Origin of the sequence: Streptomyces sp. NBC_00224 (assembly GCF_041435195.1) — a bacterium.
In the GTDB taxonomy this organism is placed as follows: Bacteria; Actinomycetota; Actinomycetes; order Streptomycetales; family Streptomycetaceae; genus Streptomyces.
In genome coordinates this window covers 1,054,006-1,077,579 of the sequence record NZ_CP108106.1, presented here as the reverse complement: position 1 = coordinate 1,077,579, position 23,574 = coordinate 1,054,006, and the positions used below count along the sequence as shown (strand labels likewise).

General features: G+C 69.8%; 28 protein-coding genes. 12 read left to right on the top strand and 16 right to left on the bottom strand.

Annotated elements, in window-relative coordinates:
* Window positions 1-73: 73 nt before the first annotated feature.
* Window positions 74-547, bottom strand: coding sequence for a flavin reductase family protein (locus OG965_RS04695; RefSeq protein WP_371649403.1), 474 nt, complete (start codon window positions 545-547; stop codon window positions 74-76).
* Between the two features lie 198 nt (window positions 548-745).
* Here OG965_RS04695 and OG965_RS04690 point away from each other — a divergent pair, with 198 nt between their 5' ends.
* A complete protein-coding gene (locus OG965_RS04690; RefSeq protein WP_371649401.1) occupies window positions 746-979 on the top strand; it encodes a hypothetical protein in 234 nt (77 codons plus the stop codon).
* Between the two features lie 58 nt (window positions 980-1,037).
* Here the strand turns inward: OG965_RS04690 and OG965_RS04685 are convergent, their stop codons facing one another.
* The 6 genes from OG965_RS04685 to OG965_RS04660 form a co-directional block, all read right to left on the bottom strand.
* Window positions 1,038-1,634: a GNAT family N-acetyltransferase gene (locus tag OG965_RS04685; RefSeq protein WP_371649399.1), complete on the bottom strand. Its 597-nt coding sequence runs from the start codon at window positions 1,632-1,634 to the stop codon at window positions 1,038-1,040.
* A 124-nt stretch (window positions 1,635-1,758) separates the two neighbouring features.
* Complete coding sequence (locus OG965_RS04680) at window positions 1,759-2,178, bottom strand: molybdopterin-binding protein (RefSeq protein ID WP_371649397.1); 420 nt, start codon at window positions 2,176-2,178, stop codon at window positions 1,759-1,761.
* Window positions 2,179-2,349: 171 nt separating this feature from the next.
* Window positions 2,350-2,925 carry a hypothetical protein gene (locus OG965_RS04675; RefSeq protein WP_371649395.1) on the bottom strand — a complete coding sequence of 192 codons (576 nt, stop codon included), beginning with the start codon at window positions 2,923-2,925 and terminating at the stop codon, window positions 2,350-2,352.
* 139 nt (window positions 2,926-3,064) lie between these two features.
* A complete protein-coding gene (locus OG965_RS04670) occupies window positions 3,065-3,547 on the bottom strand; it encodes a hypothetical protein (RefSeq protein ID WP_371649393.1) in 483 nt (160 codons plus the stop codon).
* Window position 3,548: 1 nt separating this feature from the next.
* Window positions 3,549-3,827, bottom strand: coding sequence for a hypothetical protein (locus OG965_RS04665; RefSeq protein ID WP_371649391.1), 279 nt, complete (start codon window positions 3,825-3,827; stop codon window positions 3,549-3,551).
* Window positions 3,824-4,246: a hypothetical protein gene (locus tag OG965_RS04660; RefSeq protein ID WP_371649389.1), complete on the bottom strand. Its 423-nt coding sequence runs from the start codon at window positions 4,244-4,246 to the stop codon at window positions 3,824-3,826. The genes OG965_RS04665 and OG965_RS04660 overlap by 4 nt, the downstream gene beginning before the upstream one ends.
* Window positions 4,247-4,369: 123 nt before the next feature.
* Here OG965_RS04660 and OG965_RS04655 point away from each other — a divergent pair, with 123 nt between their 5' ends.
* The 4 genes from OG965_RS04655 to OG965_RS04640 all read left to right on the top strand — a co-directional run bounded on the left by OG965_RS04655 (window position 4,370) and on the right by OG965_RS04640 (window position 11,029).
* Window positions 4,370-5,740: a hypothetical protein gene (locus OG965_RS04655; RefSeq protein ID WP_371649387.1), complete on the top strand. Its 1,371-nt coding sequence runs from the start codon at window positions 4,370-4,372 to the stop codon at window positions 5,738-5,740.
* Window positions 5,740-7,074, top strand: coding sequence for a hypothetical protein (locus tag OG965_RS04650; RefSeq protein ID WP_371649385.1), 1,335 nt, complete (start codon window positions 5,740-5,742; stop codon window positions 7,072-7,074). Before OG965_RS04655 ends, OG965_RS04650 begins: the two co-directional genes overlap by 1 nt.
* Before the next feature lie 3 nt (window positions 7,075-7,077).
* A complete protein-coding gene (locus OG965_RS04645) occupies window positions 7,078-10,002 on the top strand; it encodes a CHAT domain-containing protein (RefSeq protein WP_371649383.1) in 2,925 nt (974 codons plus the stop codon).
* Window positions 10,003-10,300: 298 nt separating this feature from the next.
* A complete protein-coding gene (locus OG965_RS04640; protein WP_371649382.1) occupies window positions 10,301-11,029 on the top strand; it encodes a pentapeptide repeat-containing protein in 729 nt (242 codons plus the stop codon).
* 34 nt (window positions 11,030-11,063) lie between these two features.
* Here OG965_RS04640 and OG965_RS04635 read toward each other — a convergent pair whose 3' ends face one another.
* Complete coding sequence (locus tag OG965_RS04635) at window positions 11,064-11,645, bottom strand: TetR family transcriptional regulator (protein WP_371649380.1); 582 nt, start codon at window positions 11,643-11,645, stop codon at window positions 11,064-11,066.
* Window positions 11,646-11,760: 115 nt separating this feature from the next.
* Between OG965_RS04635 and OG965_RS04630 the strand changes: the two genes are divergently transcribed.
* Window positions 11,761-11,991 (top strand): hypothetical protein, encoded by a 231-nt coding sequence (locus tag OG965_RS04630; protein WP_371649377.1) that lies wholly within the window; start codon window positions 11,761-11,763, stop codon window positions 11,989-11,991.
* A gap of 146 nt (window positions 11,992-12,137) precedes the next feature.
* On the opposite strand, the gene OG965_RS04625 is transcribed toward OG965_RS04630, so the two are convergent.
* Complete coding sequence (locus tag OG965_RS04625) at window positions 12,138-13,394, bottom strand: MFS transporter (protein WP_371649375.1); 1,257 nt, start codon at window positions 13,392-13,394, stop codon at window positions 12,138-12,140.
* Window positions 13,395-13,521: 127 nt separating this feature from the next.
* Between OG965_RS04625 and OG965_RS04620 the strand changes: the two genes are divergently transcribed.
* From OG965_RS04620 to OG965_RS04610, 3 genes are all read left to right on the top strand, one after another.
* On the top strand, window positions 13,522-14,064 hold the full coding sequence (locus tag OG965_RS04620) for an alpha/beta fold hydrolase (RefSeq protein WP_371649373.1): 543 nt from the start codon (window positions 13,522-13,524) through the stop codon (window positions 14,062-14,064).
* The gene (locus OG965_RS04615) at window positions 14,051-14,218 is read left to right on the top strand and encodes a hypothetical protein (RefSeq protein WP_371649371.1); all 168 of its coding nucleotides are present in this window, start codon (window positions 14,051-14,053) and stop codon (window positions 14,216-14,218) included. The genes OG965_RS04620 and OG965_RS04615 overlap by 14 nt, the downstream gene beginning before the upstream one ends.
* 114 nt (window positions 14,219-14,332) lie before the next feature.
* A complete protein-coding gene (locus OG965_RS04610; RefSeq protein WP_371649369.1) occupies window positions 14,333-16,159 on the top strand; it encodes an ABC transporter ATP-binding protein in 1,827 nt (608 codons plus the stop codon).
* 138 nt (window positions 16,160-16,297) lie between these two features.
* Here OG965_RS04610 and OG965_RS04605 read toward each other — a convergent pair whose 3' ends face one another.
* The 4 genes from OG965_RS04605 to OG965_RS04590 all read right to left on the bottom strand — a co-directional run bounded on the left by OG965_RS04605 (window position 16,298) and on the right by OG965_RS04590 (window position 18,358).
* Entirely contained in the window at window positions 16,298-16,672 is a 375-nt protein-coding gene (locus tag OG965_RS04605; RefSeq protein WP_371649367.1) for a hypothetical protein, read from the bottom strand.
* Between the two features lie 74 nt (window positions 16,673-16,746).
* The gene (locus tag OG965_RS04600) at window positions 16,747-17,136 is read right to left on the bottom strand and encodes a roadblock/LC7 domain-containing protein (RefSeq protein WP_371649365.1); all 390 of its coding nucleotides are present in this window, start codon (window positions 17,134-17,136) and stop codon (window positions 16,747-16,749) included.
* A 38-nt stretch (window positions 17,137-17,174) separates the two neighbouring features.
* Window positions 17,175-17,969, bottom strand: coding sequence for a transcriptional regulator (locus tag OG965_RS04595; protein WP_371649363.1), 795 nt, complete (start codon window positions 17,967-17,969; stop codon window positions 17,175-17,177).
* Window positions 17,966-18,358 carry a hypothetical protein gene (locus OG965_RS04590; RefSeq protein ID WP_266989474.1) on the bottom strand — a complete coding sequence of 131 codons (393 nt, stop codon included), beginning with the start codon at window positions 18,356-18,358 and terminating at the stop codon, window positions 17,966-17,968. Before OG965_RS04590 ends, OG965_RS04595 begins: the two co-directional genes overlap by 4 nt.
* A gap of 225 nt (window positions 18,359-18,583) precedes the next feature.
* Here OG965_RS04590 and OG965_RS04585 point away from each other — a divergent pair, with 225 nt between their 5' ends.
* Window positions 18,584-19,168 carry a GNAT family N-acetyltransferase gene (locus OG965_RS04585; RefSeq protein WP_371649361.1) on the top strand — a complete coding sequence of 195 codons (585 nt, stop codon included), beginning with the start codon at window positions 18,584-18,586 and terminating at the stop codon, window positions 19,166-19,168.
* 226 nt (window positions 19,169-19,394) lie between these two features.
* Here the strand turns inward: OG965_RS04585 and OG965_RS04580 are convergent, their stop codons facing one another.
* The gene (locus tag OG965_RS04580) at window positions 19,395-20,483 is read right to left on the bottom strand and encodes an amidohydrolase family protein (RefSeq protein ID WP_371649359.1); all 1,089 of its coding nucleotides are present in this window, start codon (window positions 20,481-20,483) and stop codon (window positions 19,395-19,397) included.
* 586 nt (window positions 20,484-21,069) lie between these two features.
* Here OG965_RS04580 and OG965_RS04575 point away from each other — a divergent pair.
* Complete coding sequence (locus tag OG965_RS04575) at window positions 21,070-21,306, top strand: hypothetical protein (protein WP_371649357.1); 237 nt, start codon at window positions 21,070-21,072, stop codon at window positions 21,304-21,306.
* A 212-nt stretch (window positions 21,307-21,518) separates the two neighbouring features.
* Here the strand turns inward: OG965_RS04575 and OG965_RS04570 are convergent, their stop codons facing one another.
* The gene (locus OG965_RS04570; protein WP_371649355.1) at window positions 21,519-22,403 is read right to left on the bottom strand and encodes an MBL fold metallo-hydrolase; all 885 of its coding nucleotides are present in this window, start codon (window positions 22,401-22,403) and stop codon (window positions 21,519-21,521) included.
* A 131-nt stretch (window positions 22,404-22,534) separates the two neighbouring features.
* On the opposite strand from OG965_RS04570, the gene OG965_RS04565 reads away from it, so the two are divergent.
* A complete protein-coding gene (locus OG965_RS04565; protein WP_371649353.1) occupies window positions 22,535-22,963 on the top strand; it encodes a MarR family winged helix-turn-helix transcriptional regulator in 429 nt (142 codons plus the stop codon).
* Window positions 22,964-23,036: 73 nt separating this feature from the next.
* Here the strand turns inward: OG965_RS04565 and OG965_RS04560 are convergent, their stop codons facing one another.
* Window positions 23,037-23,489, bottom strand: a complete 453-nt coding sequence (locus OG965_RS04560; RefSeq protein WP_371649351.1) for an Lrp/AsnC family transcriptional regulator — start codon at window positions 23,487-23,489, stop codon at window positions 23,037-23,039.
* Between the last annotated feature and the right edge of the window lie 85 nt (window positions 23,490-23,574).

Here is a 23,574-nt window from a genome sequence, read left to right as displayed (position 1 = left end):
TGCTACCCGCCCGGCTCCAGGTAGGGCTAACCCCCGGTAGCTCGGACGTCATGTGCCACCGGGGGTTTGTCCACTAGGCGGGATGCCCGGCGGTGATGTCGAGCGTCTGGCGCAGGGACAGCGGCCTGCCGTCTTTTGCCTTGACCACGGTCAGGGGCTCCAGGAGGAACCCGACGTGGTCGCCTCCGTCGAAGCGCTCAAGGATCCGGCCGGTGAACCGGGCCACGGCTTCGGTCAACAGCGGGGTTCCGTCCGGGCCTTCGGTCCACTCCAGGCCGTCGAACTTGTCCACCTCGGCCCCGCACAGGGCGCCGAACCGCGCGGCCAGGCCGTGGTCCTGCGGCAGCAGATGCACCGCCAGGACCGTTGCCCGCTCGGCCACCAGGTAGGTGTGGTTGGCCTTGGAGAGCCACACGATGAACCGCTCGGGTCGCAAGGAGCACTGCCCGGCGAAACCGACCAGGCACCCGGCCCGCTGCCCGCCCGCCGACGCGGTCACCACGTACACGGGAGAGTCCACCAGCGCGGTGAAGTCGTCGAAACTCACCTGAAGCCTCCTCGAATCCGGCGGTCGTACGAGGGTAAGGGCGCGGGGCCGTCCCCTGGCGATGGCAGGACCGGGGCGCTGGTCGGACAGTTCGGGTGCGCCGACATCTCGTCACCCCGACAAGCGCAGCGGCGCGCCCTGCCCCGCACGGCTCGCCCGAGCAAGCAGAATGGCCACACACCAAACGCGGAGGTTGTCATGCCGGGATTCCTCGACCGGGCCAAGGAACAGGCCCAGTCCGCCCTCAATCAGGGGAAGCAGAAGGTGGACGAGGTCCAACAGCAACGAGCCGGAAACGACCTGCTGAAGCAGCTCGGGGCGGCCTACTACGCGGAGCGGCGCGGGTCGGGCACCCCCGACACGACGCAGCAGGCGCTGAGCGCCCTGGAGGCGCACATCGCCGCGCACGGAGACGGCTTCCTGCGCGGATAGCGGAGTGGGGTAGGGGTACGGGTACCGGTGCCCGTACCGCTGCCGAGACCGGGCCGCCTCACTCGGCCCGCACTTCGCCTGAAGTGCGTTGCCCCGGTTCGGTTTTGATGTGCAGGTGCCCGTCGAGCGGGTAGGTGGGTGGCCACGACGGCAGAATCCGGTCGAATGCGTACCCGCACTTCTCCGCGACGCGGCACGATGCCGCATTGTCCACCTGATGAAGTAGTTCGAGGCACTCCAGACCATCGGCTCCGAAGGTGTCGAACGCCCAGGAGGTGAGAACCTCCAGGGCGCGCGGCGCCACACCGCGCCCACGCGCCGCCGCTGCCGTCCAGTACCCCACCTCGGCAGCGGGCTTGCCGGCGGCGACGTCCTTGAGCACCACATTGCCCACCAACCGCGACGGCGCCTCGCCCTGGGCCGCTTCGAGGACGGCGAAGCCGAGCCGGTCGCCTGCTTCCCACCCCTGCTCCTGCATCCGCATCCACCGCAGCACATCGTCCGCGCTCTCCAGCGGGCCGCTTGCCCCACGGCGCAGAGCGGGATCCTTGTACGCCTCGATCAGCTCAGGAATGTCGTCCGGGCACCAGGGGCGAAGGACGAGGGCGGGAGCGGTCGCCGTCGCGGCGGCCGTGAGTATGACGGAGACGTTCACCGGCCGATCATAGGGCGAGATCGAGCGCCTGGAGATGTGAATGCCCGCGTCCAGGAGCTGCGCGCGTCCGCAAAGAAGGGCCGCGTCCGTAAGAGGCGCGGCCCTCCAGTAGTTGCGGCAGTGATCATGCGGCGGCGAGGGAGATCTCGGTCGACTTGATCAGCGCGACGACGGACGTACCGGCGGCCAGACCGAGGGCCTCGACGGCGTCCTTGGTGATGGCGGCGGTCAACTCACCGCCCTCGACGGTGACCTTGACCGCGCCCATGGCGCCACCGGTCGCCACGTCGGTGACCGTGCCGGCGATCTGGTTGCGGATGGAGATGCCTTCGACCGGGCCGGTCGCGAGGGACACCTCGGTGGACTTCACCAGGGCCTTGACGGCAGACCCCTGGGACAGGCCGAGGTCCTTGACGGCTTCGGTGGTGATCGCCGCGGTGATCTCCTGGCCGCCGATCAGCCGTACCTTCACCGACGCCATGGCCTCGCCGGTGGTGACCGAGGTGACGGTGCCGGCGATCTGGTTGCGGATGGACAGGCTCATGGAAACACACCTCACACGAGGGAATGCGATTCAGCAAGCACTTCTGTGGCCTGCTTTCACGGCCGACGGTACGGGAAGGAATTCACGCCTGAAGTGCCGACATTGTATGTGCCAGCCGAATGGGGGTGACTTGCTGGTGTATTCCAGGAGGGGTTCCACGGGCCGCAGTGATCAGGTGGTGCAGTCCACTGACAGGCCGTCGATCCGCACGGTTCGAGAGGTTCCGTCGTACGAGCTGATGACGGCTTCGACGAACACGTTGGTGTTGCCCTGGGGCGACCACGCCGGGGTCGCGACAGACAGGTAGTAGGTGCTGGGGTAGAGCCGGGGGACCGTCTCACCGAGCTTGGTGCCCTTTGAGTCCCACACCCGCAGGGCGAATTCCACGGAGTCCTGTGGGCGTACCCATATCCGGGCCGTGCAGCTTGAGTTCCTCGTGATGCCGTCGATTCCGGCCCATGTTCCTTCACGTGCCCAGCCCTGGCGGGCGCGGAGCCATCCGTTGTTCTGACCGGTGTCGGCCGTTCCGGTGTTGAGCTCGAAACCGGCCTGGGCGTCGTCACCGGTGACGTGGTCCCACGCGTAGAGCTGGTTGCCCTCGAATCCGTTCGTGTACAGCAGGGTTTGTGCCCCGGCGTGTGCGGGAGTCGACAGCGCCAGGACAGCCATCGCTGCCGCGGCAGTGGCAAGCGCTCCGATCAGGCGCTGGGTACGAGTACGAGTACCACGACCAGGACGTAACTTCATTTGGCCCCTCCTTGAGGTTGGCTTGGCGACCCTCTCCTGTTGAGGGAGTCCCGGACAGCCTGTGCGGGGGCGTGTTGGGGACACAAGAGCGGTTCCGCTCAGCGGACCGCGCCCAATGGAGAATGCGCCAAGGCCCCACTCAGAACTCGACCCGGAACAGGTTGCTTGTCGGGTCGACCACGGCCTTGAGTCGAAGGCCCACGCGCAGGGCGGGGTGCCGCGAGCGCTTCCAGGTCGTCTCGAACGGCGGGCAGCCCGGTGTGCTGATCCGCAGCGCGACGACGACGCCGCTGTCCTCCCCGTCGTCCCAGTCGGTCAGGCCGGTCACTTCCGCCGTCGCCGCGACCCCGACGGCGTCGAGCCTCTCGTTGTTCTCCCTCTCGCAGAGGGTGTCGCCCCAGATGGCGAGGCCCAGGGGAGCGCAGAACACCGTGCACAGGATGCCCGTGAGTAGCGTGCCGGTGCCGTTGGAATCGGTGAAGAGGGTGAAGGCCAGCATGACCGGTCCGAACAGGCACAGCAGCGCGGCGTTGACGTACAGGAACAGGGCTCCGGGCAAGCCGATCCGCGCCACCCGCGTCGGCTCGGGGCCCGGCTCGGGCCCCTTCGCACCGTCCGTCATCTCAGGGCTGTCGTTTCTCGGACACGCTCCGCGCCAGCAGGTCCGCCAACCCCTGTAGACCGGGCAGCAGGTGTGCGTCGTACGGCATGGTGTGCTGTCTGCCGCTCTTGACGGTGATCGTCAGCCTGCGGAACCGGCCGGACTTGAACGCCAGTCGAGGTTCCTCCCAGATGTGGTAGCGGGCGGCGTCGACGTATCCGAACACCTCCAGCACCCGGCCGTTGAAGGAGAGCAGAACGGAGTCGGACGTCGGGGCCTCGTACGGGAGTGTCGGAGTCACGGTGTCACGCCGTCCCCGGCGTAGAGGTAGCCACCGGCCCGGGCGGGGTCGGCCACCAGCAGGACCTGGTCGCCGACGCGGGGGATCCGCAGCTTCGAGACGATCGTCTGAAGGGTGATCCGGTCGGCGGTCCCGGACGGCTGGAGGACCAGGTCGACGATCGGGTCGAAGTTGACCAGCTTGCCGGTGTCGCTGATCGACACGACGGCCGCGGGCATGGTCGGCGCCCCGGCGGCGAGCAACTGCTGTACGTCGAGGCCGGAGTGGTACGCGCCGATCGACTGCTGGACCCGGGCGAAGTCGTCGTTGCCGAGGAACGCGCGCGTGGCACGCCCGTAGAAACCCTTTCCGGCGGCCACCTGGCCGACGATCTCGGCGGCCCGCTCCTCGCGGCTCCTGCGCTTCTTGAAGATTCCCATGGCGTCCTTCCCTTCTGGTGATGTCAGGGGTTGCTCCGGCCTGACGATCTGGACGCTAGGAGGCCCGGGGCGCCTACCGATCCCAGGTTCGTCCACCTGTTCCCCTCCGCGTACTCTCCTCACATGCCGAGCCCGAGCGAGCCGACCGGCGAACGCCGACCGCGTGCCATGGTGATCGACCACGCCTGGCGTGGGCTGGGGCCGGGGCTGGAGTCGCTGAGCGGCCCCGGTGGGGCGCCGTTGACCCGTACGGTCAAGCTGATCGTGCTGCCGCTCATCGTCAGGCCCGCGCTGCGCCCCGACCTTGCGGCGGACTTCCTCGGACCCGTGCAGGCCGACTGCCTGGAGGGCCTGATCCGAGAGTCCGGTACGCATCTCGCGGCGACGGCACAGTGGTTCACATTGCTCAAGCGGGCCCGCCGGGCGTTGGGCATCGTGGCGGGCAACCCCCAGGACCTGTACTTCCAGCGCTGTTTCGAGCTGGCCACCGAGCACGGGGCGCCCCCGGCCGGATCGGACGCGATGGCCGGGGCCGTGGTCGAGGAAGTGGCCGACGCGGCCGGCGGACGCACGGTGGAAGCCCTGAAGGAACATCTCACCGACGCGGCACGGCGCTCGTGGCTCGAACGAGGGCTGGCCACTGCCTGGGAGAGCCGTCCCCAGGACCCGGGTGTGGACGCGGCGGCAGCGGTGGCACGGGCGGCCGAGGCCCTGGAAGCCTGCGGCGCTTCGGGCGGGGTGGGGGACTCCACCGTGTACGCGTCCATGATCGAGGCAGGACAAGGAGGCCTGTTCGGCCGGGCCTTGTGGGCGCATGCGAGCGGTGTCTGGGGGGCCGACGAGCTGCCGGCCCATCTGGGGCTGACCGCACGGCGGCTGCCGCCACGTCCGCAAGTCGGCCGGGGCGCGTCGACGGCCACGCTTCCCGCGCCGCTCGACCGCACGCTCTTCGAGCGGCTCTTCGTCGTCCTGCAGTCGTCGGCCCGGCGCGAGGAGCTGCCGCCGGTGCCGGAGCTCGTCGAGCGCGAGACCGGCCGCAGTTGCGCTCCGCTCGGTCTGTACGACGAGAGCCTGCGCGTCGCCGTGGTCCTCGGCGGCCAACTGGCGGTCGGCCTCGATCCGCTGGGCACCGGGAAAGGTGTGTCGGGGCGGACCGCGGCGCACCGCGCGGTCAACAGCCGCTGGCGGCGTGAGGCTTCGGTCCTGCGTGCCCGCAGGATGACCGTTTCTCCGCACCCCGATCCGGACGGCGGCGTCCTGGATGCCCTCGCCCAGGACCTTCGTACCCCGTGGGCGGCCTACATGCGGCGGCTGTGGGTGCGCCTGCACGGGCGGGACGTCCGCGGCGCACCGCTGGCGGACCTCGCGTCGGCCTGGGCGGTGCTGGACGGGGTCGCCCGCTCGGTGATGATGGACCACCGTGCCAGGGTCAGGTCGGCACTGCGCTCCCTGCCGGCGGCGCCCGCCCGGGCGGGCGAGCCGAGGAGCGCGTGATGGGGCGGCCTCTCCTCGACGTACAGGTGGCGCGGCGCCTGGACGGCACGATCCGGATCGCCGCCGCGGCAGCCTTGCACCGCGCCGAAACCGACGGCGGTGGGCTCGCCGTGGAGGCTGACTTCGCCCAGGCCGTCCTCGACGTCGCGGGCGCCGTGCTGACCTGGCCCGTCTCGGGTGAACCCGGCCCGCCGACGGCGGAGATTCATGACGCGGGGCGGGCCCAGCAGTGGCTGTGGGCGCTGTACGGCGAGCGCGTCGCCGCCGCCGTCCACGACCGTGCGGCGCAGGAGCCGCTCGGCGTACCGGTGACCGAGGAGGACTTGGGCGTACAGGTGGCTGCGGACCCGACCGCCCTCGCGGACAGCGCCGCCCGGCTCGCCCTTGGGCACTGGGCGGCCCGGTGGTGGCCCGCCTCGTACACGGACGGCATACCGGCGCTCGAACCGGACGTGCTCGGCCTGGAGCTGGCCGCGCTCACCCACCGGTGCCAGCAACTGTTCGACGGTGAGGACGATCAGCCCGACGACTGTGTGGCCGACCTGATCGAGGAGCACCACGCCGCCCTCGAACCACTGGTCCGGTGGTGGCGCGCGGCGCCTCAACCAGCCGCCCTGGCAGACCACTTGGAGAGCGTCCTGCGGCTGATCGACGACGCGGCCGACAGCACCGGACTCGACACCCCGGCCCTGCGTCACCTCCGCTCGGCCCTGGACCAGCACCGCCCTGCGGGTGCACCACTCGACCTCGGCGCGCTGTTTCCTCGGCCTCACGACTACGCCCTCGCGGCGGGCCAACCACCGGGCGCGGGCGGCCGGGTGATCGCCCGGGGAACGGGGACCAACGACTGGCGCCGCTACCCGCCGGGCCTGGTCGACGCGGCCGAGAACGCGGTGTCCTGGACGGCTCGCGCACTCGGTGCGCGGCGACAGATCGAGGTGGAGGCCGTCGCGCACGCGGCGGCACCCACCGTCGGCGCGCCCCTCGTCGCGGAGATCCACGTGAACGGCGGCCGCCCGCACCGGGTGCCTCTGGGCAGGCGGGACGACCTGTGGGCCGGCCGGGTGGACCTGGACCTGTCGGACGGCGCTGCGCCGGTGCGTATCGAAGCCGGTGTCCTGCTGCCCGGCTTCGACCCGGGACCTGCTCCCGATCACCCCGGCACATCCGGCGAAGCCTCCGGCCGCGTCGGACGCGACGCGATCCGTGAGTTGGTCCGGCGGCGGCTGACCGCTGCGGCAGAGCCCCTTACATACGACCCGTCGCCGCACGAAGGCTGGGGCACACCGTTCCTTGCCGAGACCGCCGCCGCTGCCACAGGTGAGGACTACTGACACATGCCGGATGAGGGCGCGGACAACCAAGCGGTGATGCGGCTGTACGGGGAGCCGTTCGACGGCGGCTTCGCCCTGGCCGAGGAACATCAGCGGGCGGCCGATCTGACAGCCGCGTGCGCCGTCTACGAGGAGTTGCTCACCTTGGCCGAGTCCCTTGAGGACTCGCCCGACGTGCGCTTCCTGCGGGCGCACCTGCTGTCCGACCTCGCGAGCGTGCGGCTCACCGCCACCGATCTGCCCGCGGCGCAGGACGCCGTCGAGCGCTCCCGCAGGCTGCTCGACGGCATCGCGGCGGCGTCGATGGGGCCACGTGGACGCCAACTGTGGCTGGAAACCCTGCTGAAGACGCTGCTCGCCACGGCCGACCTGATGCGCAGGACCGGACGCCTGGACGAGGCACTGGCCGCCCTCGACGAAGCAGCGGTCCAACTGCCCGAGTTCGACGATCCGGAAGGACTGCGCGCGGCCGAACTCGGCCTGAACCGGATCCATCTGCTGATCGAGCGGGCCGAGTGGGGAGCGGCCGAGGAGCATGCCTCGGCGCTGCTGTCCACGATGCCCGCGACCGTGGTGGAGGCCGTGCCGCGGCTGCTGACCGCCCTCGGGCTGATCTGCGCCTCGACCGGGCGGTTCGATGCGGCCGAGGACTACTTCGCCCGCGCGGAGGACGGATTCCGGGCGCTGGGGGACACCGGCGAGCAGCAGTCGCTGCTCGCGCACCGGGCGTACGTCGCGATGCACCGGGGTGACTTCGACCTCGCGGAGGAGCTGTTCGCGGAGGCGTCCGCGTTCTTCGAGCGGCACCAATGGTTCGGTGATCTGGCGGTCTGCGAACAGGCCCGCGGCTTTCTCGCCGGCCGGCGCGGCGACCTGACCGGTGCGGACGGCCTGATGACGGCGAGCCTGGCCCGGTTCGAAAGGCTCGGTGCCTCGATCGCCGCCGCCGACACCCAGCTGATGGGCGCCCAACACGCCTATGAGCGGGGCGACATCGCCGAGATGAAACGGTTGGCCCAGCAGGCCCGTGACGTATACCAGGCGCGGGAGGTATACGAGCGCTGCGCCCAGGTCGACCTCATGCTCGCGAGAACCCTTGAGGACAACCTCAACCGGACGGACCACGGCGAGCACGAGCGGCACTCCATCGACACCGCGCTCTCCCTCGCCCTTCCCGCCGCACTCACCCTGGAGGCGGCGCGCTACGACTTCGCATCCGCTCACGCACGCAGTGAGTGGCTCCAACTGGCGGACGACGCCATGCGGTTGGTCTTTCGCCTCGCTGTACGCCGACAGGACCAGGGCCTGCTCTTCGAGCTGGTGGAACACCGCTGTGCGGGTGCTTCCCTGGCCCTGGGCCGTACACCGCCCTCTTCGGGTTCCGCCGAAGACCCTGTGTCGCTCTTCCCGAGCGCGGCCATGAAGACGTACGGGAACCCCCAGGGCCCGACGGCGCTCGGGGGTGTGGCGGCGGAGGCTGCTGCCTCCGCCGGTCTGCGCGTCGCGCCGCCGCCGAAGGTGCGGATGTCGCCGGAATCCGGCCGCGTCGCGCTCCAGGAGCACATCGAGGCGGCCGAGTTCCGCTATCACCGGCGGATCGTGGACGAGGAAGAGGTCCCGTTCTGGACCACCGACGACCTGACCGGCCGCCCGGTGGTCCAGATCCGGCTGGCCGACGCCGGCGACCTGTTCATGACGTGGACATGGGCCGGCGGGGCGCGGGGGTTCGGCACCGGTTGCGGGCCGGCTGATGAAGTCGACCGGGCCGTACGCGAGTTGGCCGCCGCGCTGCCGGGGTCGGGGGAGGGGGCGGAGGGGATGCGGCGCGCGTTCGCCTTGGGAGCGCTGGCTGATCCCGGCCGGGAGCACCGGCTGGCACGCGTGCTGGCCGAGGCGCTGTGGCCGCAGGGGTTGACGGAGCAGATACGCCAGGTGGCGGCGCGCGCGGGCCGTCCACTGGTACGCATCCAGCCCTCGCCCCGGGTGGCCCAGGTCCCCTGGGAACTGCTCGCCGTCGACGACGAGGCCCGGCTCATCGACTTGGCGGACGTCGTGACCACCGCACCGGCGTCCCTGCGGCGGCAGGCTCCGGCCGTACGCCCGGAGCCGGAGCCGCAGCTCGACGCGGACAGCGACATGGACGCGGGCACCGATGCGGTCGTGCTCGTTCTCGATCCCCGGATCCCCGGATTCCGGGCCGAATCCGCGCTCGGCTCGGTCCTGGGACCGCCCGGCTCGGACCCGGAGCTGCTCTCGTTCGTCCAGAGTCGTGTCGACGCGGGAAGCGCCGTGCCGTCCGTCGCCACTGCGGCGCAGGCATTGCGCCGCACCGACCTCGACCGGGACTGGCTCAGCGGAGTGCTCCGCAAGGGGGCGCGCAGGCTCCTGTATGTGGGGCACGTGAGTGGCGCGCCCATCGAAGGCGGGCAGAGCGAGGACGGCGCGCTCCACTTGAGTTGCGGCACGGGGACCACCGGCCTGGCCGAGCCCCTACGCACCCATCGGCCGCTGTCGGCGAAGGACCTGCTGCTGGGCACGCTTCCCCTGCGGGCTGACGGCGAGCCGGGTGCGCGGATCTGGCCCGCGCCGCCGCGCGTCGCCCTGATCGGCTGTGAGAGCGGCGGCGATCTCCGGTTCGCCGAGTCGTTCGGCCTGGCGACAGCGATGATCCACAACGGTGCCGAGCTGGTCACCGCCACGCGCTGGGTGCTGCCGACGAGCTTCGCGTTCCACCGGCTGGCCGGTCTGCCCGAGTCCGTACGACCGCTGTCCGAGGCGATCATCGCTGTGGACGCCGCGCACGAGCACCCCGACCCCGTGCACCGACTCGGCCGCTGGCAGCGCGAACAACTCGACCACTGGCGGGCCGGTGGCCGGATCGAACACTCGCCCCTGCTGTGGGCAGCCATGACCTGCATGGTCGTGTGACTGACGCGGCCGGATCCACCTCCGTGGTCCGGCGGCCTCCCACCACACCCCCCGACCAACGCCAAGACGCCGCGCCGGTGTCGAGCCGAACGACTACGGTCGGGTCGACGTCGAGGAGGGCGCGCACGTCTACGGCTTCGGCTGGGAGAGCAACTGGGGCACCGCGCCCGTGGATGCCTTCAAGGAGACCACCCGCACCGCGGTCGCCAAGCTCTACTGACCACGCCCGCATCCTGCCGACGGGCGCCCGAGGATATTCACTGGGACCAGCGTATTTCCGCTGCGTAAGGTCACGGGCATGAACAAGCCGGAGCGGGCCCTGGACGGGGCACCTTGCGCACCCGATGGTGAGGACGACGACGCCCCCGACTCGGCGGTCAACGTCACGATGCGCAGACTCACACAGTTGGTGCTCGACGGAGGTGTCCCACGGGAGTACTCCAAGCGGGCCCTCCACCTTTCGGAGGCTGACCTGACAGATCGTCAACTGGCGGGAGCTGTCCTCGCGGACGCGGATCTGTCGGCCGCCACACTGGTACGCGCCGTCCTCTCGGGTGCCGGTTTGCGAGGAGCCGACCTCGGCGGCGCCGATCTGACCCGGGCGGACCTCACGGGCGCCGACCTGAACGACGTCTACGCCCACGCCGCCATCTTCGAGGACGCGGTGCTCAGGGACGCCTCGGCCAGGAGGGCCGACCTGGTCGCCTCCCATGGGGCACGCGCGGATCTGTCGGGGGCGGACCTGACCGGAGCGGATCTGGAAGCGGCGGACCTCTCCCACGCGCGACTTCGTGGGGCTGTCCTGACCGATGCCGACTGTCGCCGCGCCGGTTTCGAAGGAGCCGACCTGACCGGCGCCCTCCTCCCTGACCTTTCCCGTCTCCGGGGCGCGGTCTGGACGCGCGAGACGGTGTGGCCGGCGGGCGTCGCGGACAGGGTGGCGGCCGTGTCTCAGGAGGCCGCACGGGGGCGGTTCAGGATCCTCGCGCTGCCGCCGGATCGGTCGGCAGCCCGGGTGAATCCGTAACCGGGCTGGGCGGCGGCCCATGCGTGTGTGCGGGTCAGGAGGTCAGTCGACGGACCAGGGTGACCAGGACCTCGCGCTGGCCCTCGGGACCGCTCCGGGCGGCGGGGTACATCAGCATGCGGGTGAGCTGGGGCAGGGTGAACCAGGACGCGGTCAGCGCGATCACGGCGTGCATGAGCTCGCCCGCGCCGACCGCGTCGGTCAGCGTTCCCTCCCGCTGGGCGGCGGCGACCGTGGCGATCTTCTCGGCGTAGTGGTCGGTGCGCTCGCACTCCGCTGCCACCCGGTCCTGGCAGAGCAGGCCCTCCCAGGCCAGCAGCCGTACGAAGTGCGGGTGCGTGTGGTGGTAGTCGAAGATCCGGCCCGCGTAGTCGCCCAGGTCGGCGGCCTGTTCATCGGTCAGCGGCACCGCCGCGGCGAGCTTTTGCAGCTCGGACTCCAGCACTGCGACGAACAGTTTCTGCTTGTTGCCGAAGTACTGGTAGATCCGCTCCTTGTTGACGCCCGCACGTGTCGCGACCCGGGCGACGCGGGCCCCTTCGGGGCCGTGCTCGGCGAACTCCTCGACCGCGGCGTCGAGCAGGAGCTGCCGTGTGCGTGCTGTGTCCCAGGCCATGCCATGACTTTAACTCATTTCCAACCGTGGGGTTGGACATGGGGACGAGTGAATGCAAGACTCCAACCCAACGGTTGGGGATCACGCCTCCAGCCACCCTGACCAGGAGATATCCATGTCCGCGCACACGCCCGCCGCTGCCCCGTCGATCCACCGCCGCGCGGTGATCACCTGGCTGGCTGTCTACCCGACCATCACGGCCGTCCTCGGCCTGCTCGGCCCGACCACCGCCGACCTGCCGCTGCTGCTGCGGACGCTGATCCTCACGGCGATAGTCGTCCCCGTCGCCGCCTACGTCCTGATCCCGCTGCTGATGAAGGCCAACACCGTGCTGGCCCGCCGCTGACCGTGCCACCCGAGGGCGCTTGGCGGTCACGCTCGGACCGCCTGCCCGTACGGCTCCGCCACGGACACGCCCCGCAGCACGCAGCAGTGCAGGGGTCGGCCCCAGAGTCCTCTCAAGCCTCAAGCCTCAAGCCTCAGGTCTCAAGCTCAGGTCGCGGTGGAGGGTGAGGGGGTGAGTTGATCGGCGGTGCGCGCTTCCCGGGTGCGGGAGACGGCGAGTACGAGTGCCTGGACGACGGCTCCGGACAGCCCGATCCACAGGGCGAAGCGGAAGCTGATCTGGTCGGCGAGCACTCCACCCAGGGGTGCGCCCACCGCCACCATCCCCCAGTTGAACGAGCGGATCGTCGCGTTCATCCGCCCCCGCAGGCGATCGGGCGTCACCGCTTGGCGATAGCTCATTTCGACGGGGCTTCCGACGCCGATGGCCAGGGACACGATGAAGAAGGCCAGCGAAGCGGAGGCGAGCGCCCACGGTCCGGGTTGGGCGAGGACCAGGGGCAGCCAGCCGATGGCCGCCAGCAGCCGGAAGGCGATGAGGGTGGCGCCGACGTCGAGCCTCCTGGTCACCGGCCCCGCGAGCGCCCCGCCGAGTACCGCACCGACGCCCCCGCACGCGTAGGTGGCTCCCAGGCCGAAGTCCCCGATCTTCAGCTCGTGCAGGGCGAAGACCACGAACACCGTGCTGAGCATCGTGTTGAACAGAAGCATCGCGTGCGAAGTAAGCGCGATGGGTGCCAGCGTGCGATGCCGGTAGACCCAGGCGACCCCCTCGCGCACCTCGGTGCCGAGGCTGCGCCGCGTGCCGCGATCGGGCACGGGGGCGTGGGCCTTCACCGAGGCGATCAGCAGGCCGGACGCCAGATAGCTGAGGGCGTCCACCAGTACGGCGAGCGGTGCGCCCACGAGTTTGATCAGCACCCCGGCGATCAGAGGGCCGGTCGAACCGGCCACCGCGTTGGCCTGCTCCACCCGGGCGTATCCCGCGTTGAGCTGCTCCTGCGGGACCAGCCGTGGCACGTACGACTGGTTGGCCGCGTCGAACAGGAGGCACAACACCCCGAAGGCGAAGACGAACAGACACAGTGCGGGGATGGTCAGCCGGTCCAGCGAGTACAGCAGGGGGATCGCACCGAGCAGGACCGCCCGCCCGACATCCGTGGCGACCAGGATCGGCTTGCGCCGGCAGCGGTCCACCACCACGCCCGCCACCAACCCGAAGAGCAGATACGGAACCCAGCGGGCGGCGCTGACGAGTCCCACCTCCGTGGCGGACGCGCTCAACGTCACCGCGGTGAGGATCTGCAGGGCGAGCCCGGTCACCTGTGAGCCGAAGGCCGATATGGCCGAGGCGGTCCAGAAACGTATGTATCCAGGGACGTCGACCAGGCGCGGGCGCGGCATGTTCGGACCGTATCAGCGGACGATCATCCGCAGAAAGGCACCCGTGGCCGGCCCTCGCCGATGAGTTCCGCGAGGACCGACAGTCACATGGGGGAGAGGACGACGTCCCGGCGCGGAGGGTGCACCCATGACTACGTACGTGTTGATTCCCGGAGCCGGCGGCTCCTCCTGGTACTGGCATGGCGTCGCGGACGAACTGAGTCGCCGGGGCCGGGACGTGGTGTCCGTGGACCTGCCGGGAGCCGATGCCGGCGCGGGGCTGCCGGAGTACGTGGACACGGTCGTCGACGCGGTCGGTGAGCGCGCGGAGCTGGTGGTGGTGGGACAGTCCCTCGGCGCGTTCACCGCGCCCCTGGTGTGCGCGCGACTGCCCGTGTCACTCCTCGTACTCGTCAACGGGATGATCCCGCGCCCCGGCGAGACACCGGGGGAGTGGTGGGCCCACACCGGTCAGGAGGCGGCACGCCGCGCGCACGACCTGCACGAGGGCCGTGACCCGGACGCGCCCTTCGACCTGGCGACGTACTTCCTGCTTCCTGCACGACCTGCCGCAGGCGGAGATCGACGCCTCGGGGGAGCACGCGGAGGAGGAGTCCGACGCGGTCTTCGCGACGCCGTTCACCCTCGACGCGTGGCCGCGGGTACCGACCCGGGTGGTGACCGCCCGTGACGACCGGCTCTTCCCCGCCGCCTTCCAGCGCCAAGTGGCCCAGGACCGCCTCGGCATCACCCCCGACGAGGTGCCGGGCGGCCACCTGGCGGCGCTGAGCCACCCGAGGGAGCTCGCCGACCAGCTGGAGGCGTACGTCCACGCGAGCACCTGACACGCGCAGGCGACCTCGGCGTTCGCGGTGGGCGGCCTAAAACCCGTGGACCGTCCGGGTGTTGGCGCGGGACACTCGTGTGCTCACCTGCCGGTCCGAGAGCACAGGGTTGGGATGGGATCAGCTGAATCGCGGGAATCGAGCGAGGGCTTACCGAGCAGGGGCTCGGTGCTCCTCGCGCTTCGTTACTACGGGCGCGAACTGGCCCGGTTGCGGCGGCTGACCGCGCCGGCGATGCTGCTGCCGGCACTCGGCAACATCGGTATCCAGTACATCACGCCACTGATCGTCGCCAAGCTCGTCGCCCGGATCGCCGAGGACGGCGGAACCGTCGCCATCGGCCCGGCGCTGCCGTACGTGCTCGGCTTCGCGGGCGTCCTGCTGCTCGCGGAGGGGTTGTGGCGCATCGGGCTGCACTGCCTGAACCGCCTCGATGCCCGCGGTATCGAGCACTTGTATGTGATCGGTATGGACGAGCTGTTCGCCAAGGACGCCGCGTTCTTCCACGACAACTTCGCCGGGTCGCTGACCAAGCGGGTCCTGAGCTTCGCCACCCGTTTCGAGGACTGTGTCGACACGCTGACGTTCAACGTCGTGGGCAGCTTCGTGCCGCTGGTGTTCGCGTCGGTGGTGCTGTGGCAGTACGACCCGCTGCTCGTGGTGGGGCTGCTGGTGCTGATCGCGCTCACGGCGCTGTGCGTCGCGCCCCTGATCCGGCACCGTCAGGCGCTGGTCGCCCAGCGGGAGCAGGCGATCGCCCGGGTGTCGGGCCATGTCGCCGACAGCCTGATGAACATGGACACGGTCCGGTCGTTCGCCGCCGAGGAACGCGAGGCCGCCGAACACCGGTCCCGCGTCGCCGAGTCGCGGCGGCTCACACTGCGTTCGTGGGACTACGGCAACCTGCGCATCGACACGCTGGTCGCCCCCATGTCCGTACTGACCAATGTGCTGGGCCTGTTGCTCGCCATCGGGCTCGGTGGTGGAGAGCACGGTGTCGAAGCGGTGATCGTCGCCTTCACGTATTACGCCAACGCGACGCGGATCATGTTCGAGTTCAACCAGATCTACCGCCGTCTGGAAAGTTCGATGACGGAGGCCTCGCAGTTCACCGAGCTGCTCCTCGAACCGCCGACCGTGCTCGACCCGGCGTCCCCGGAACCGCTGCCGGCCCGGGCGGGTGAGGTGCGCTTCGAAGGGGTGACCTTCGCCCACGCGGGCGCGGAGCCGCTCTTCGAGGGCCTCGACCTGGCCGTTCCCAACGGGACGAAGATCGGTCTCGTCGGCCGGTCGGGCGGAGGCAAGACCACTCTGACGCGGCTCCTGCTGCGAATGACGGACATCGACGGTGGGCGGATCCTGATCGGGGGGCGGGACATCAGCAGGCTGCGGCAGGGCGAACTGCGCAGCCTGATCGCCTACGTGCCGCAGGACCCGGCGATGTTCCACCGGACGCTCCGGGACAACATCGCGTTCGCCCGGCCGGCCGCCACCGACGAGGAGATCCGTCGCGCGGCCGAGGCGGCGCACGTCACGGAGTTCGCCGATGCGCTTCGCGACGGCTTCGACACCATGGTGGGCGAGCGCGGGGTGAAGCTGTCCGGCGGCCAGCGCCAGCGGGTCGCCCTCGCCAGGGCGATCCTGCGCGACGCACCGATCCTGCTGCTCGACGAGGCGACCAGTGCGCTGGACTCCGAGAGCGAGATCCTCGTCCAGGACGCGCTGTGGCGTCTGATGGACGGGCGGACAGCGCTCGTGGTGGCGCACCGGCTGAGCACGGTCGCCACCATGGATCAGCTGGTCGTCCTCGACCGCGGAAGGATCGTCGAACAGGGCACGCACCACAAGCTGCTCGCCACGGGCGGCGCCTACGCGAGACTGTGGCAGCACCAGTCGGGCGGCTTCCTCGACGACACCCCCGCGCGGGCGGACCGGCACTGAACCGTGATCCGGCGGGCGGCACCTCGCCGTTGGGGGAGGAGGTCAGCGACGGCACGTCCCGAGCGTCTTTCGGGAGTGCGCGGGGACGTGCCGGGTCCGGCCCCGGACCCGGCACGTCCTGCCCGTACGGAAGGGGCCTCACACTTCCAGCATGTCCTCCACCCGTCGCAGTTGATGGCGGGCCATCGCCAGGTTCGCCCGGCTCTTGTCGAGGGCCAGATAGAGGAACAGGCCGGTGTGGCCGCGGCTCTTCAGGAGGCGGATCAGGTGGTACTGGCCGCCGAGGGTGATGAGGACGTCCTCGATCTCGTCCTTGAGACCCAGCAGTTCCATGGTCCGCACCTTCGCGCGGACCACGTCGGTGTTTCCGGCGGCGGCCACCGCCAGGTCGAGGTCCTTGCCGCCGCCCAGCGTGCCGAGGGCCATACCGCTGCTGTAGTCGACGAGTGCCACGCCGATCGTGCCCTCGATGGAGGTCATCGCTTCCTTGAGCGCGGTTTCGGTGTTGCCCATGGGGTTCGCACTTCCTTTCCGGTGGGTGCTGCCTGTCGTGTTCCGGGGCCGAGCGGCCCGGGGTCCGGCGCTGGTCATGAGGTCTCCAGCCGTTCGAGCGCGCCGTCGACCAGTTCGCCGATCCGGGCTCCGGCCCGGCGGGCCTCCAGGTGGAGACGGCCGACGTTGGTACGCGGCAGCGCGAGCAGGGTGAGTACCGCGGCGGAGCCCGCCGCATAGGTGGCGGCGTAGCCGTCCTCGCCTTGGACGAGAAGCTCGCGGAAGTCGCCGCGGCCCGTGGTGTGCGTGAGCCGCTGGGCGACGCCGAGGGCGGCGGCGGTCAGCGCGGCGACGGACTCGGCGTCGTCGATGGCGTCCTGGGCGAGGACGAGGCCGTCGACGCTGGCGGTCAGGGCGCCGGTGACCTGCGGCAGGCGCGTGCGCAGTCGGCGCAGTTCGGCGAGGATCTCCGACTCGGCCGTCATCAGCTGTCTCCTTTCGGCGCGCTGGCGCAGGGCGCGGATCACTGCATGGCCTCCAGGGCGTCCCGCAGTCTGCGGAGCAGGGCTTCGTCCGAGGGATGGGCCGCCTCGGCGGAGGCGCGCGCGAGCCAGTCGGGCACGGTCTCCGGCGGGGCGGGCGCGAGGGGTGTCTCGACCGCGCCGACCGCGGCGAGCCTGCGCACGTCGACCATGGTGTGAAAGGCGGGACGGCCCAGCAGACGAGCGATGGCGCCCGGGCTGCGGACGCCGTCCGCGGCCGCGAGCAGGGCACGCTGGCGGACGGTGATCGGCAGACCCGGGCGGTCCGGTACCGGTACGACGGGCGCGGTGTCGACCTCGGGGTGCGGCCAGATCCGGTCGAGCAGCTCCCTGCGGCGCGTGGCCTCCCTGGCCAGCGCGTGGGCGGCGACGGGTCGCACCGAGCCGATCCAGTGCACGGCCCCGTACCTGAACCGGGTGGGGCCCTTGCCGGGTGCGAGCGCGAAGAACGCGGCGTCGTGGAGCGCGCCGAGATGGCACAACTCCAGCTCACCACCGGCGACTTGCCCGCTCTCGACGAGGAAGCGCCCGACCGTACCGCGCGCGCCTGCCTGGTCCACGGCCCGCTGCCAGCCCTCGGGGCGCACCCGGCCACTCGCCGTGAGCAGCACCTCCAGTCCGGGCGCGGCAGGGCTCTCGGCGTGGACCACCTGTCCGTCGACCAGATAGAGGGTGCCCGTGTCGCGCAGCAGTGCGCCGGTGGCCCGCTCGGCCACCAGCCGTACCAGCATGGGCGACACGAGTACCGGGTCGCAGGCGTCGTCGGTGAGTGTCATCCGAGGACCAGCCGTTGCGCCAGGTCGCGCAGGCGCAGCCGCGCCATGGCGAGGTTGCCCTGCTCGCGGTCGAGCCACAGATAGAGAAAGAGGCTGCTGTCGAAGGTCGTCTCGACGAAACGCAGGAGGTGGTAGCCGGTGCGGGCGGTGACGAGCACGTCCTCGACCGGCAGGAGCCCCGCCGGATCCACCTCGTCCGCTACGAAGGCGGGGTGCTCGGCCGCCGTACGGGCGAATTCAGCCGCTTCCGCGGCCGTCGTCTCGTGGTCGCCGCAGGGTGAGTCGCCGATGGTTCCCAGCGCCAGCCCACTCGTCCAGTCGACCACCGCTGCGCCGCGCACGCCGGGCAACCCCATGCTTTCCAGCAGACACTCATCGATTCCAAGCACGCGCGACTGCCTCCCTGGGGCCGCCGTGGACCGGCTCCGCGTGTGGTGCTCCCACGCGGCTGAGGTGACGAGAGGTTACGCAGCGTGTCGCCCACTAAGGGAAGTTCTGGCATTTTCCAGCGGAACATGCGCGGGGTGACTAAGGTGCGCGCGGCGATCGGAGGGGGGTGCCGCGAGGGGACTTGGTTGCTGTCCCTCGTGCGCTACGGCGTGATCGAATAGGGGATGACATCGTTCTGGAGCGGCAGACGGATACGCCTGCGCGGTATCGAACCTGACGACTGGGCCGCGTTCATGCGCTTCGCCGTGGACGAGGAGCGGATGGGTGACCTGCTCAACCCGCCCCGTTCCGCCGAGAGTTTTCGTCACTGGGCGAATGAGCAGGCCGCTGCCAAGTCCGACGGTGACTGCTTCGGGTTGGCGATCGAGGCCCTCGACACGGGAGAGATGGTCGGTGCTGTCGGCTCACACCAGGCTGACCCGCGGGCGGGTTGGTTCGAGTACGGCGTCACGGTCGGCGCCGATCATCGTGGTAAGGGCTATGCGGCGGAAGCTGTGGTGATGCTGCTGCGTTTCATGTTCGCCGAGCGGCGGTATCACAAGTGTGAAGCGCGGATTTTCGCCCATAATGAGGCGTCGCTGGCGCTGCACCGGCGGCTTGGTTTCGTCGAGGAGGCCCGCCTCCGCGATCACGTGTTCCTTGCCGGCCGGCACCATGATCTCGTCATGATGGGCATGCTCGCCGAGGAGTTCGCCCAGCTGCACTCGATGAGCGAGCCCGGTTGCTCCGCGGCAGGTCCCGAAGGTTAGCCGCCCCGTCCGTGCACCACGAAGCGGCTGCCTGCCCCGCGCGTTCGCGCGCCAGGATCGGTTGGTGGCACAGGTCCGCCCGGAGTGGACGGCTTGCAGACGGAGCGCCGCAGCCGGCGGATCTCGCCGACTGCGGCGCTCAGTCACAGCCATGGGCCTTGTCCGGCGCCATCCGAGGGTCTGTCCTACGACCGAGTCAGTCGGCGGCCCGCCGTGTCACGTCGCGTCACCTTGTCCTGCACACCTGCGGCGCGCTCTCCTTGAGATTGAGCAGCCGGTAGTAGTTCTCCCCGAGGGCGATGTCACGGAAGGCGCGGTCGTCCAATGCCTTGTTGATGCGGCTGGTGACTTCGAGTTCTTGCTCATAGACGTGGTAGTCCTTGTCGCGCGAGGCAACGAAGTCGGTGCCGGGAATGGCCCTGGTCGTATACCGGTCGAAGAACGTCGCGTACTTCTGCCGTACTCCCGGCTTGCTGAAGTAGTTGTCTTCCAGGACCCGCCAGCTGAGGTCCAGTGTGAGATCGGGGTACTTGTCCAGCAGCCTCTTCATGATCCCGATGTGACGGTCGGGATCCATGGCGGTGAGTTCTTTGGACAGGCCCATGTGTGCCCACACGATCTTGTTGGCTGGATACAGGCGAAGGGTCTGCTCCATCAGATGGAGATACTTCGTCTGCTCCGCATTGTTCCCGAGGTCCGAGTGGATGGTGATGGGAATCCCGCGGTCCCGCAGCACCTTCATGAAGGGAGCCCAGTTCTTGATGTTCTCGCTCGTCGCGGCCGTGTGGTGGTTGGGGAACAGCGCCTGCTTGACGAGGTTCACCTCTCCCGCCCACCGGAAAACTCCTGGAAACTCCTTGTCGAAGAGGGCGATGCCGGGCGGGATCGACTCCGGGTGGTTCAGGTCCATAAAGGTCATGGAGACGGCGAGTTCGGGGTCCTTGGGTTTTGCCTCCACATAATTCTCGGCATTGGCGAAGTCGTTCTTCATGCTCGGCACCACGGGAGTGCCGGGGCAGTCCAGGTAATAGGTGCAGGGGGAGTTCACGGGCAGCATCTGCCCGATGCCGTACATGCTCGCGTGCCGGACACCGCTCTTGTGCAGGTACCCGGTGAGTTCCTCGAACCCGATCGCCGGCCCGCCGAACGGGCGGAAGTGCAGGTGGCTGTCGACCTGAGAGGTGTAGGGCTCTCTCACCCGGTCGAAACACCCCGCTTCCGCCAGCGCCGATCCCGCGCCCGCGGGGGAGGCGGCGACAGCCACCGCTGTCAGTACCGCACCAGCCATACCGAGGCGCCTGCTGATGTGTGACATGCCGATGATGACCTCCGGTTGACATGGTCGTCTGCTACGACCTGGGGCACACGTCGGCCAATCCGGTGCGGCCGCACGGGCCTTGGGAACGTGCCCAGGGAATAGGCGCCGCAGCCTTGCCTCAAGGGCCGCATGGGCGGAGCGAATTTGTTCGACACGTCACCCGGAGGTCAGTGCGGCGTTCCGTGCAGGGGTGCCGTTCATGGGCGGTTACGAACACGTCAAGGCCCTCGGGCCCGGCGCGGGGCAAAGTAAATGAGAACGCAACGGATTCACTGAAGGATGACCCGATGTTAACCACCCCCGCTCTCTGCGGCACACTTGGGAAACTTTCTCCGCCAAGATCTGTTGGCCGATACGTCACCCGAGGAGCAAGTCGCGCTGGCGGTTGTGGAGTAGCGCCTGACAGAGTGCGCTATAGGCCGTCGTGCCTCAAGTCATCGAGAGAGAAGAAGGAGGAGGGTACGCCATGAAGGCAGCCCGCCTATTAGGTTCTATCGGTATCGCCACCCTGTCCGTGGCCGGTCTCAGCCTCAGCGCTGCGACTCCCGCGGCCCCTGCGACCGCAACATCGCACGCAACATGCATGATCGGCCGAGGTGGTTCCTTCACCACGGTCGGCATCCACTGCAACCGACAACTTCCCTCCGACAAGACCACCACGGTCACCCTGCTGGATCGCTACACGGTCGAAACCTGGCGGTGCCTGAACGACCCTCCGGTCTACTTCTTCGTCAGCCCCGCCAGCAACCTCGCCCGTGAGCTGGGAGTCGTCGAAGAGGGACACACCTACGTCGGTACCTCCTGCACGCAGCTGCGCTAGACGTTGCTCTCGTCCCTCATCGCGCCGCTCCGAGGCGCCCAAGCGCCCCCCGCCCACAGCCGGGTAGCCGCCCCGGCTCGGCAGCGGCACACTCTCCCCAGGATCAGCCCCGGTCCCCGGCTGCGCGCCGCCCTGCCGGCGGTCCCGCTGGCCGCCCTCGGCGCCGCCACACCCCCAACAGGCCGACACCGACGCCATCCGGCTCCGGCCGGTCAGGCGTCCACGGGCCGCCAGGCCGGGCCGTCTCCGCCCTGCTGGACGTGGCCGAACACCACGTCGGCGAAGTGGACGCCGAAGCCGATCGTGCCGGGCTCCGCCAACTCGGCGACCAGGCGGCGGCGGTGGTCGGCGGTCAGGGCGGGGTCGTGGTCGAAGCCCGAGGACCAGTCGGGGTGGTCGATCTGGATCGGTGAGTGCACGGCGTCACCGAAGGCGATCAGACGCCGTCCGCCCCCGGTGATGACGTACTCGGCGTGCCCGACGGTGTGGCCGGGGGTGATCCGCACGCGTACGCCGGGGAAGATCTCCTGCCCGTCCGTGATCGTCCGTACGAGCGGTGCGAGAGCCGCGACCTGCTCGGTCATGCCCTGGGCCTCCAGGAGGTCGCGCCGGTCCCACTCCGGCTCGGAGATCAGGTAGTCGGCGTGGGCGAATACGGGCCGGTCACCGCCGGGGGCGGGATGGCAGGCCCAGCCGAGGTGGTCGGCGTGGAGGTGGGTGAAGGCCACCGCTTCGATGTCCTCGGGGCGGCGGCCGAGTTCGGCCAGGCTGCCCGGGAGCGCACCTCCGTGGATCGTGGCGAGGGGGCCGTCCGGAGCCGTGAGCGTCTGCGGGCCGACGCCCGCGTCGATCAGCAGCGCGCGGTCGCCGTGCTCGACCAGCAGACCGCCGACGCTCCCCACGAGGTGGCCCGTGGCGTCCAGGTACTCCGGGTGTGCGGCCCACACCTCGTCGGTGGTGTCTTTGAGCAGGTGCAGCGGCCGGAGCCGTACATCGCCGTCCGGAACGTACGACACCTTCGTGTCGCCCAGCCGTATCGAGCGGATCCCCGCCGGCCGGCGCAGTCGTACGCCCTGATCCACCGTCAAGTCAGCCATGAGTTCTCTCCCGTGAGCCATCATCAGGTCGCCGTCGCGTGTCCTGCGGCGGCGGTGACAACCATAAGCATCAAGTTCGAATCATTCAAGCTGTAAATATGTTGTCTTGATGGATTTGCTAGAGTGGTGACATGACGACGTCTCCCGAGCGCCAGGCCATCGCCGAGCGACAGCTGTGCGGTCTGGTGAACGGACTGGCCCAGCGGATCGCCGAGCATGTACGGGAGCGCGCCGCCACCCTGGGTCTCACCGCGTCCCAGGCGACCGCGCTGCGGGAGATGAGCGGGCCGATGACCATGCGGGAGCTTGCCGAACGCATGAGCTGCGAGCCCTCCAACACCACCTTTGTCGTCGACAAGCTGGAGAAGCAGAGCCTGGTCGAGCGCCACCCGCACCCCACGGACCGCCGCGCCAAGCACCTCGTCCTCACCGCCGAAGGCACCGCACTGCGCGGACGTCTCCTCGAACTCCTCGCCGTGGACTCCCCGCTGTCCGGCCTCGCCCCGGAGGAACAGCGCGTCCTTCACGGCCTGCTGGAACAGGCCATCACTTCTGCGTGAGCCGGGTGTGCAAGCGCTCCGGCTCACGGATGGCCAGGGGGCGAGGGGGTAGGGCGCGCGCCGAGGTGTGGCCTCAGGCCTGGTCGGTGGCCTGAGGGGAGAGTGGCCGCTCGAAGAACGTTTCGAGCACCACCGTGGCCTGGGTCCCGCTGACCCCGTCGATGGCGTAGATCCGGCGGAGTACGTCCTGGAGTTGCTCGGTGGTCGCGGTCCTGACCTTCACCAGCACTGAGGCGGTGCCGGCGATGACGTGCGCCTCCAGGACTTCGGGGAGCGCGGCGAAGTCGTTCGCCGAATCACCCATCCAAGAGGTCGAGTCGACCAGGACGTAGGCCAGGACGGCACTGCCGACCGCGGCCGGGTCCACCTCGATGGTGGTGCGCCGGATGACGCCGCGCTCCCGCAGCTTGCGCACGCGCTCATGAGCGGCACCGGCGGACAGGCCGACGGCCTGGCCCAGTGCGGCGTAGGACTGGGTGGCGTCCTGCTGGAGCTGCGCCAGCAGGAGACGATCGATGTGATCCACAACTCTCCATTCGGAATCTCCTTGTGGTGACCATAGCTCATCCTGCAATCTGCATATCAGGCCGAATCAACTTCGGAATGTGACG

Bases quoted from the DNA above. Each gene is read 5' to 3' on its own strand.
- OG965_RS04575 (WP_371649357.1), top strand. From the start codon at position 21,070: ATGATCGGCCGAGGTGGTTCCTTCACCACGGTCGGCATCCACTGCAAC.
- OG965_RS04635 (WP_371649380.1), bottom strand. From the start codon at position 11,645: ATGGCCTGGGACACAGCACGCACACGGCAGCTCCTGCTCGACGCCGCG.
- OG965_RS04585 (WP_371649361.1), top strand. From the start codon at position 18,584: ATGACATCGTTCTGGAGCGGCAGACGGATACGCCTGCGCGGTATCGAA.
- OG965_RS04670 (WP_371649393.1), bottom strand. From the start codon at position 3,547: ATGACGGACGGTGCGAAGGGGCCCGAGCCGGGCCCCGAGCCGACGCGG.
- OG965_RS04690 (WP_371649401.1), top strand. From the start codon at position 746: ATGCCGGGATTCCTCGACCGGGCCAAGGAACAGGCCCAGTCCGCCCTC.
- OG965_RS04565 (WP_371649353.1), top strand. From the start codon at position 22,535: ATGACGACGTCTCCCGAGCGCCAGGCCATCGCCGAGCGACAGCTGTGC.
- OG965_RS04620 (WP_371649373.1), top strand. From the start codon at position 13,522: ATGACTACGTACGTGTTGATTCCCGGAGCCGGCGGCTCCTCCTGGTAC.
- OG965_RS04595 (WP_371649363.1), bottom strand. From the start codon at position 17,969: ATGACACTCACCGACGACGCCTGCGACCCGGTACTCGTGTCGCCCATG.
- OG965_RS04640 (WP_371649382.1), top strand. From the start codon at position 10,301: ATGAACAAGCCGGAGCGGGCCCTGGACGGGGCACCTTGCGCACCCGAT.
- OG965_RS04655 (WP_371649387.1), top strand. From the start codon at position 4,370: ATGCCGAGCCCGAGCGAGCCGACCGGCGAACGCCGACCGCGTGCCATG.
- OG965_RS04625 (WP_371649375.1), bottom strand. From the start codon at position 13,394: ATGCCGCGCCCGCGCCTGGTCGACGTCCCTGGATACATACGTTTCTGG.
- OG965_RS04660 (WP_371649389.1), bottom strand. From the start codon at position 4,246: ATGGGAATCTTCAAGAAGCGCAGGAGCCGCGAGGAGCGGGCCGCCGAG.
- OG965_RS04610 (WP_371649369.1), top strand. From the start codon at position 14,333: ATGGGATCAGCTGAATCGCGGGAATCGAGCGAGGGCTTACCGAGCAGG.
- OG965_RS04605 (WP_371649367.1), bottom strand. From the start codon at position 16,672: ATGGGCAACACCGAAACCGCGCTCAAGGAAGCGATGACCTCCATCGAG.
- OG965_RS04570 (WP_371649355.1), bottom strand. From the start codon at position 22,403: ATGGCTGACTTGACGGTGGATCAGGGCGTACGACTGCGCCGGCCGGCG.
- OG965_RS04680 (WP_371649397.1), bottom strand. From the start codon at position 2,178: ATGAGCCTGTCCATCCGCAACCAGATCGCCGGCACCGTCACCTCGGTC.
- OG965_RS04645 (WP_371649383.1), top strand. From the start codon at position 7,078: ATGCCGGATGAGGGCGCGGACAACCAAGCGGTGATGCGGCTGTACGGG.
- OG965_RS04650 (WP_371649385.1), top strand. From the start codon at position 5,740: ATGGGGCGGCCTCTCCTCGACGTACAGGTGGCGCGGCGCCTGGACGGC.
- OG965_RS04600 (WP_371649365.1), bottom strand. From the start codon at position 17,136: ATGACGGCCGAGTCGGAGATCCTCGCCGAACTGCGCCGACTGCGCACG.
- OG965_RS04675 (WP_371649395.1), bottom strand. From the start codon at position 2,925: ATGAAGTTACGTCCTGGTCGTGGTACTCGTACTCGTACCCAGCGCCTG.
- OG965_RS04630 (WP_371649377.1), top strand. From the start codon at position 11,761: ATGTCCGCGCACACGCCCGCCGCTGCCCCGTCGATCCACCGCCGCGCG.
- OG965_RS04580 (WP_371649359.1), bottom strand. From the start codon at position 20,483: ATGTCACACATCAGCAGGCGCCTCGGTATGGCTGGTGCGGTACTGACA.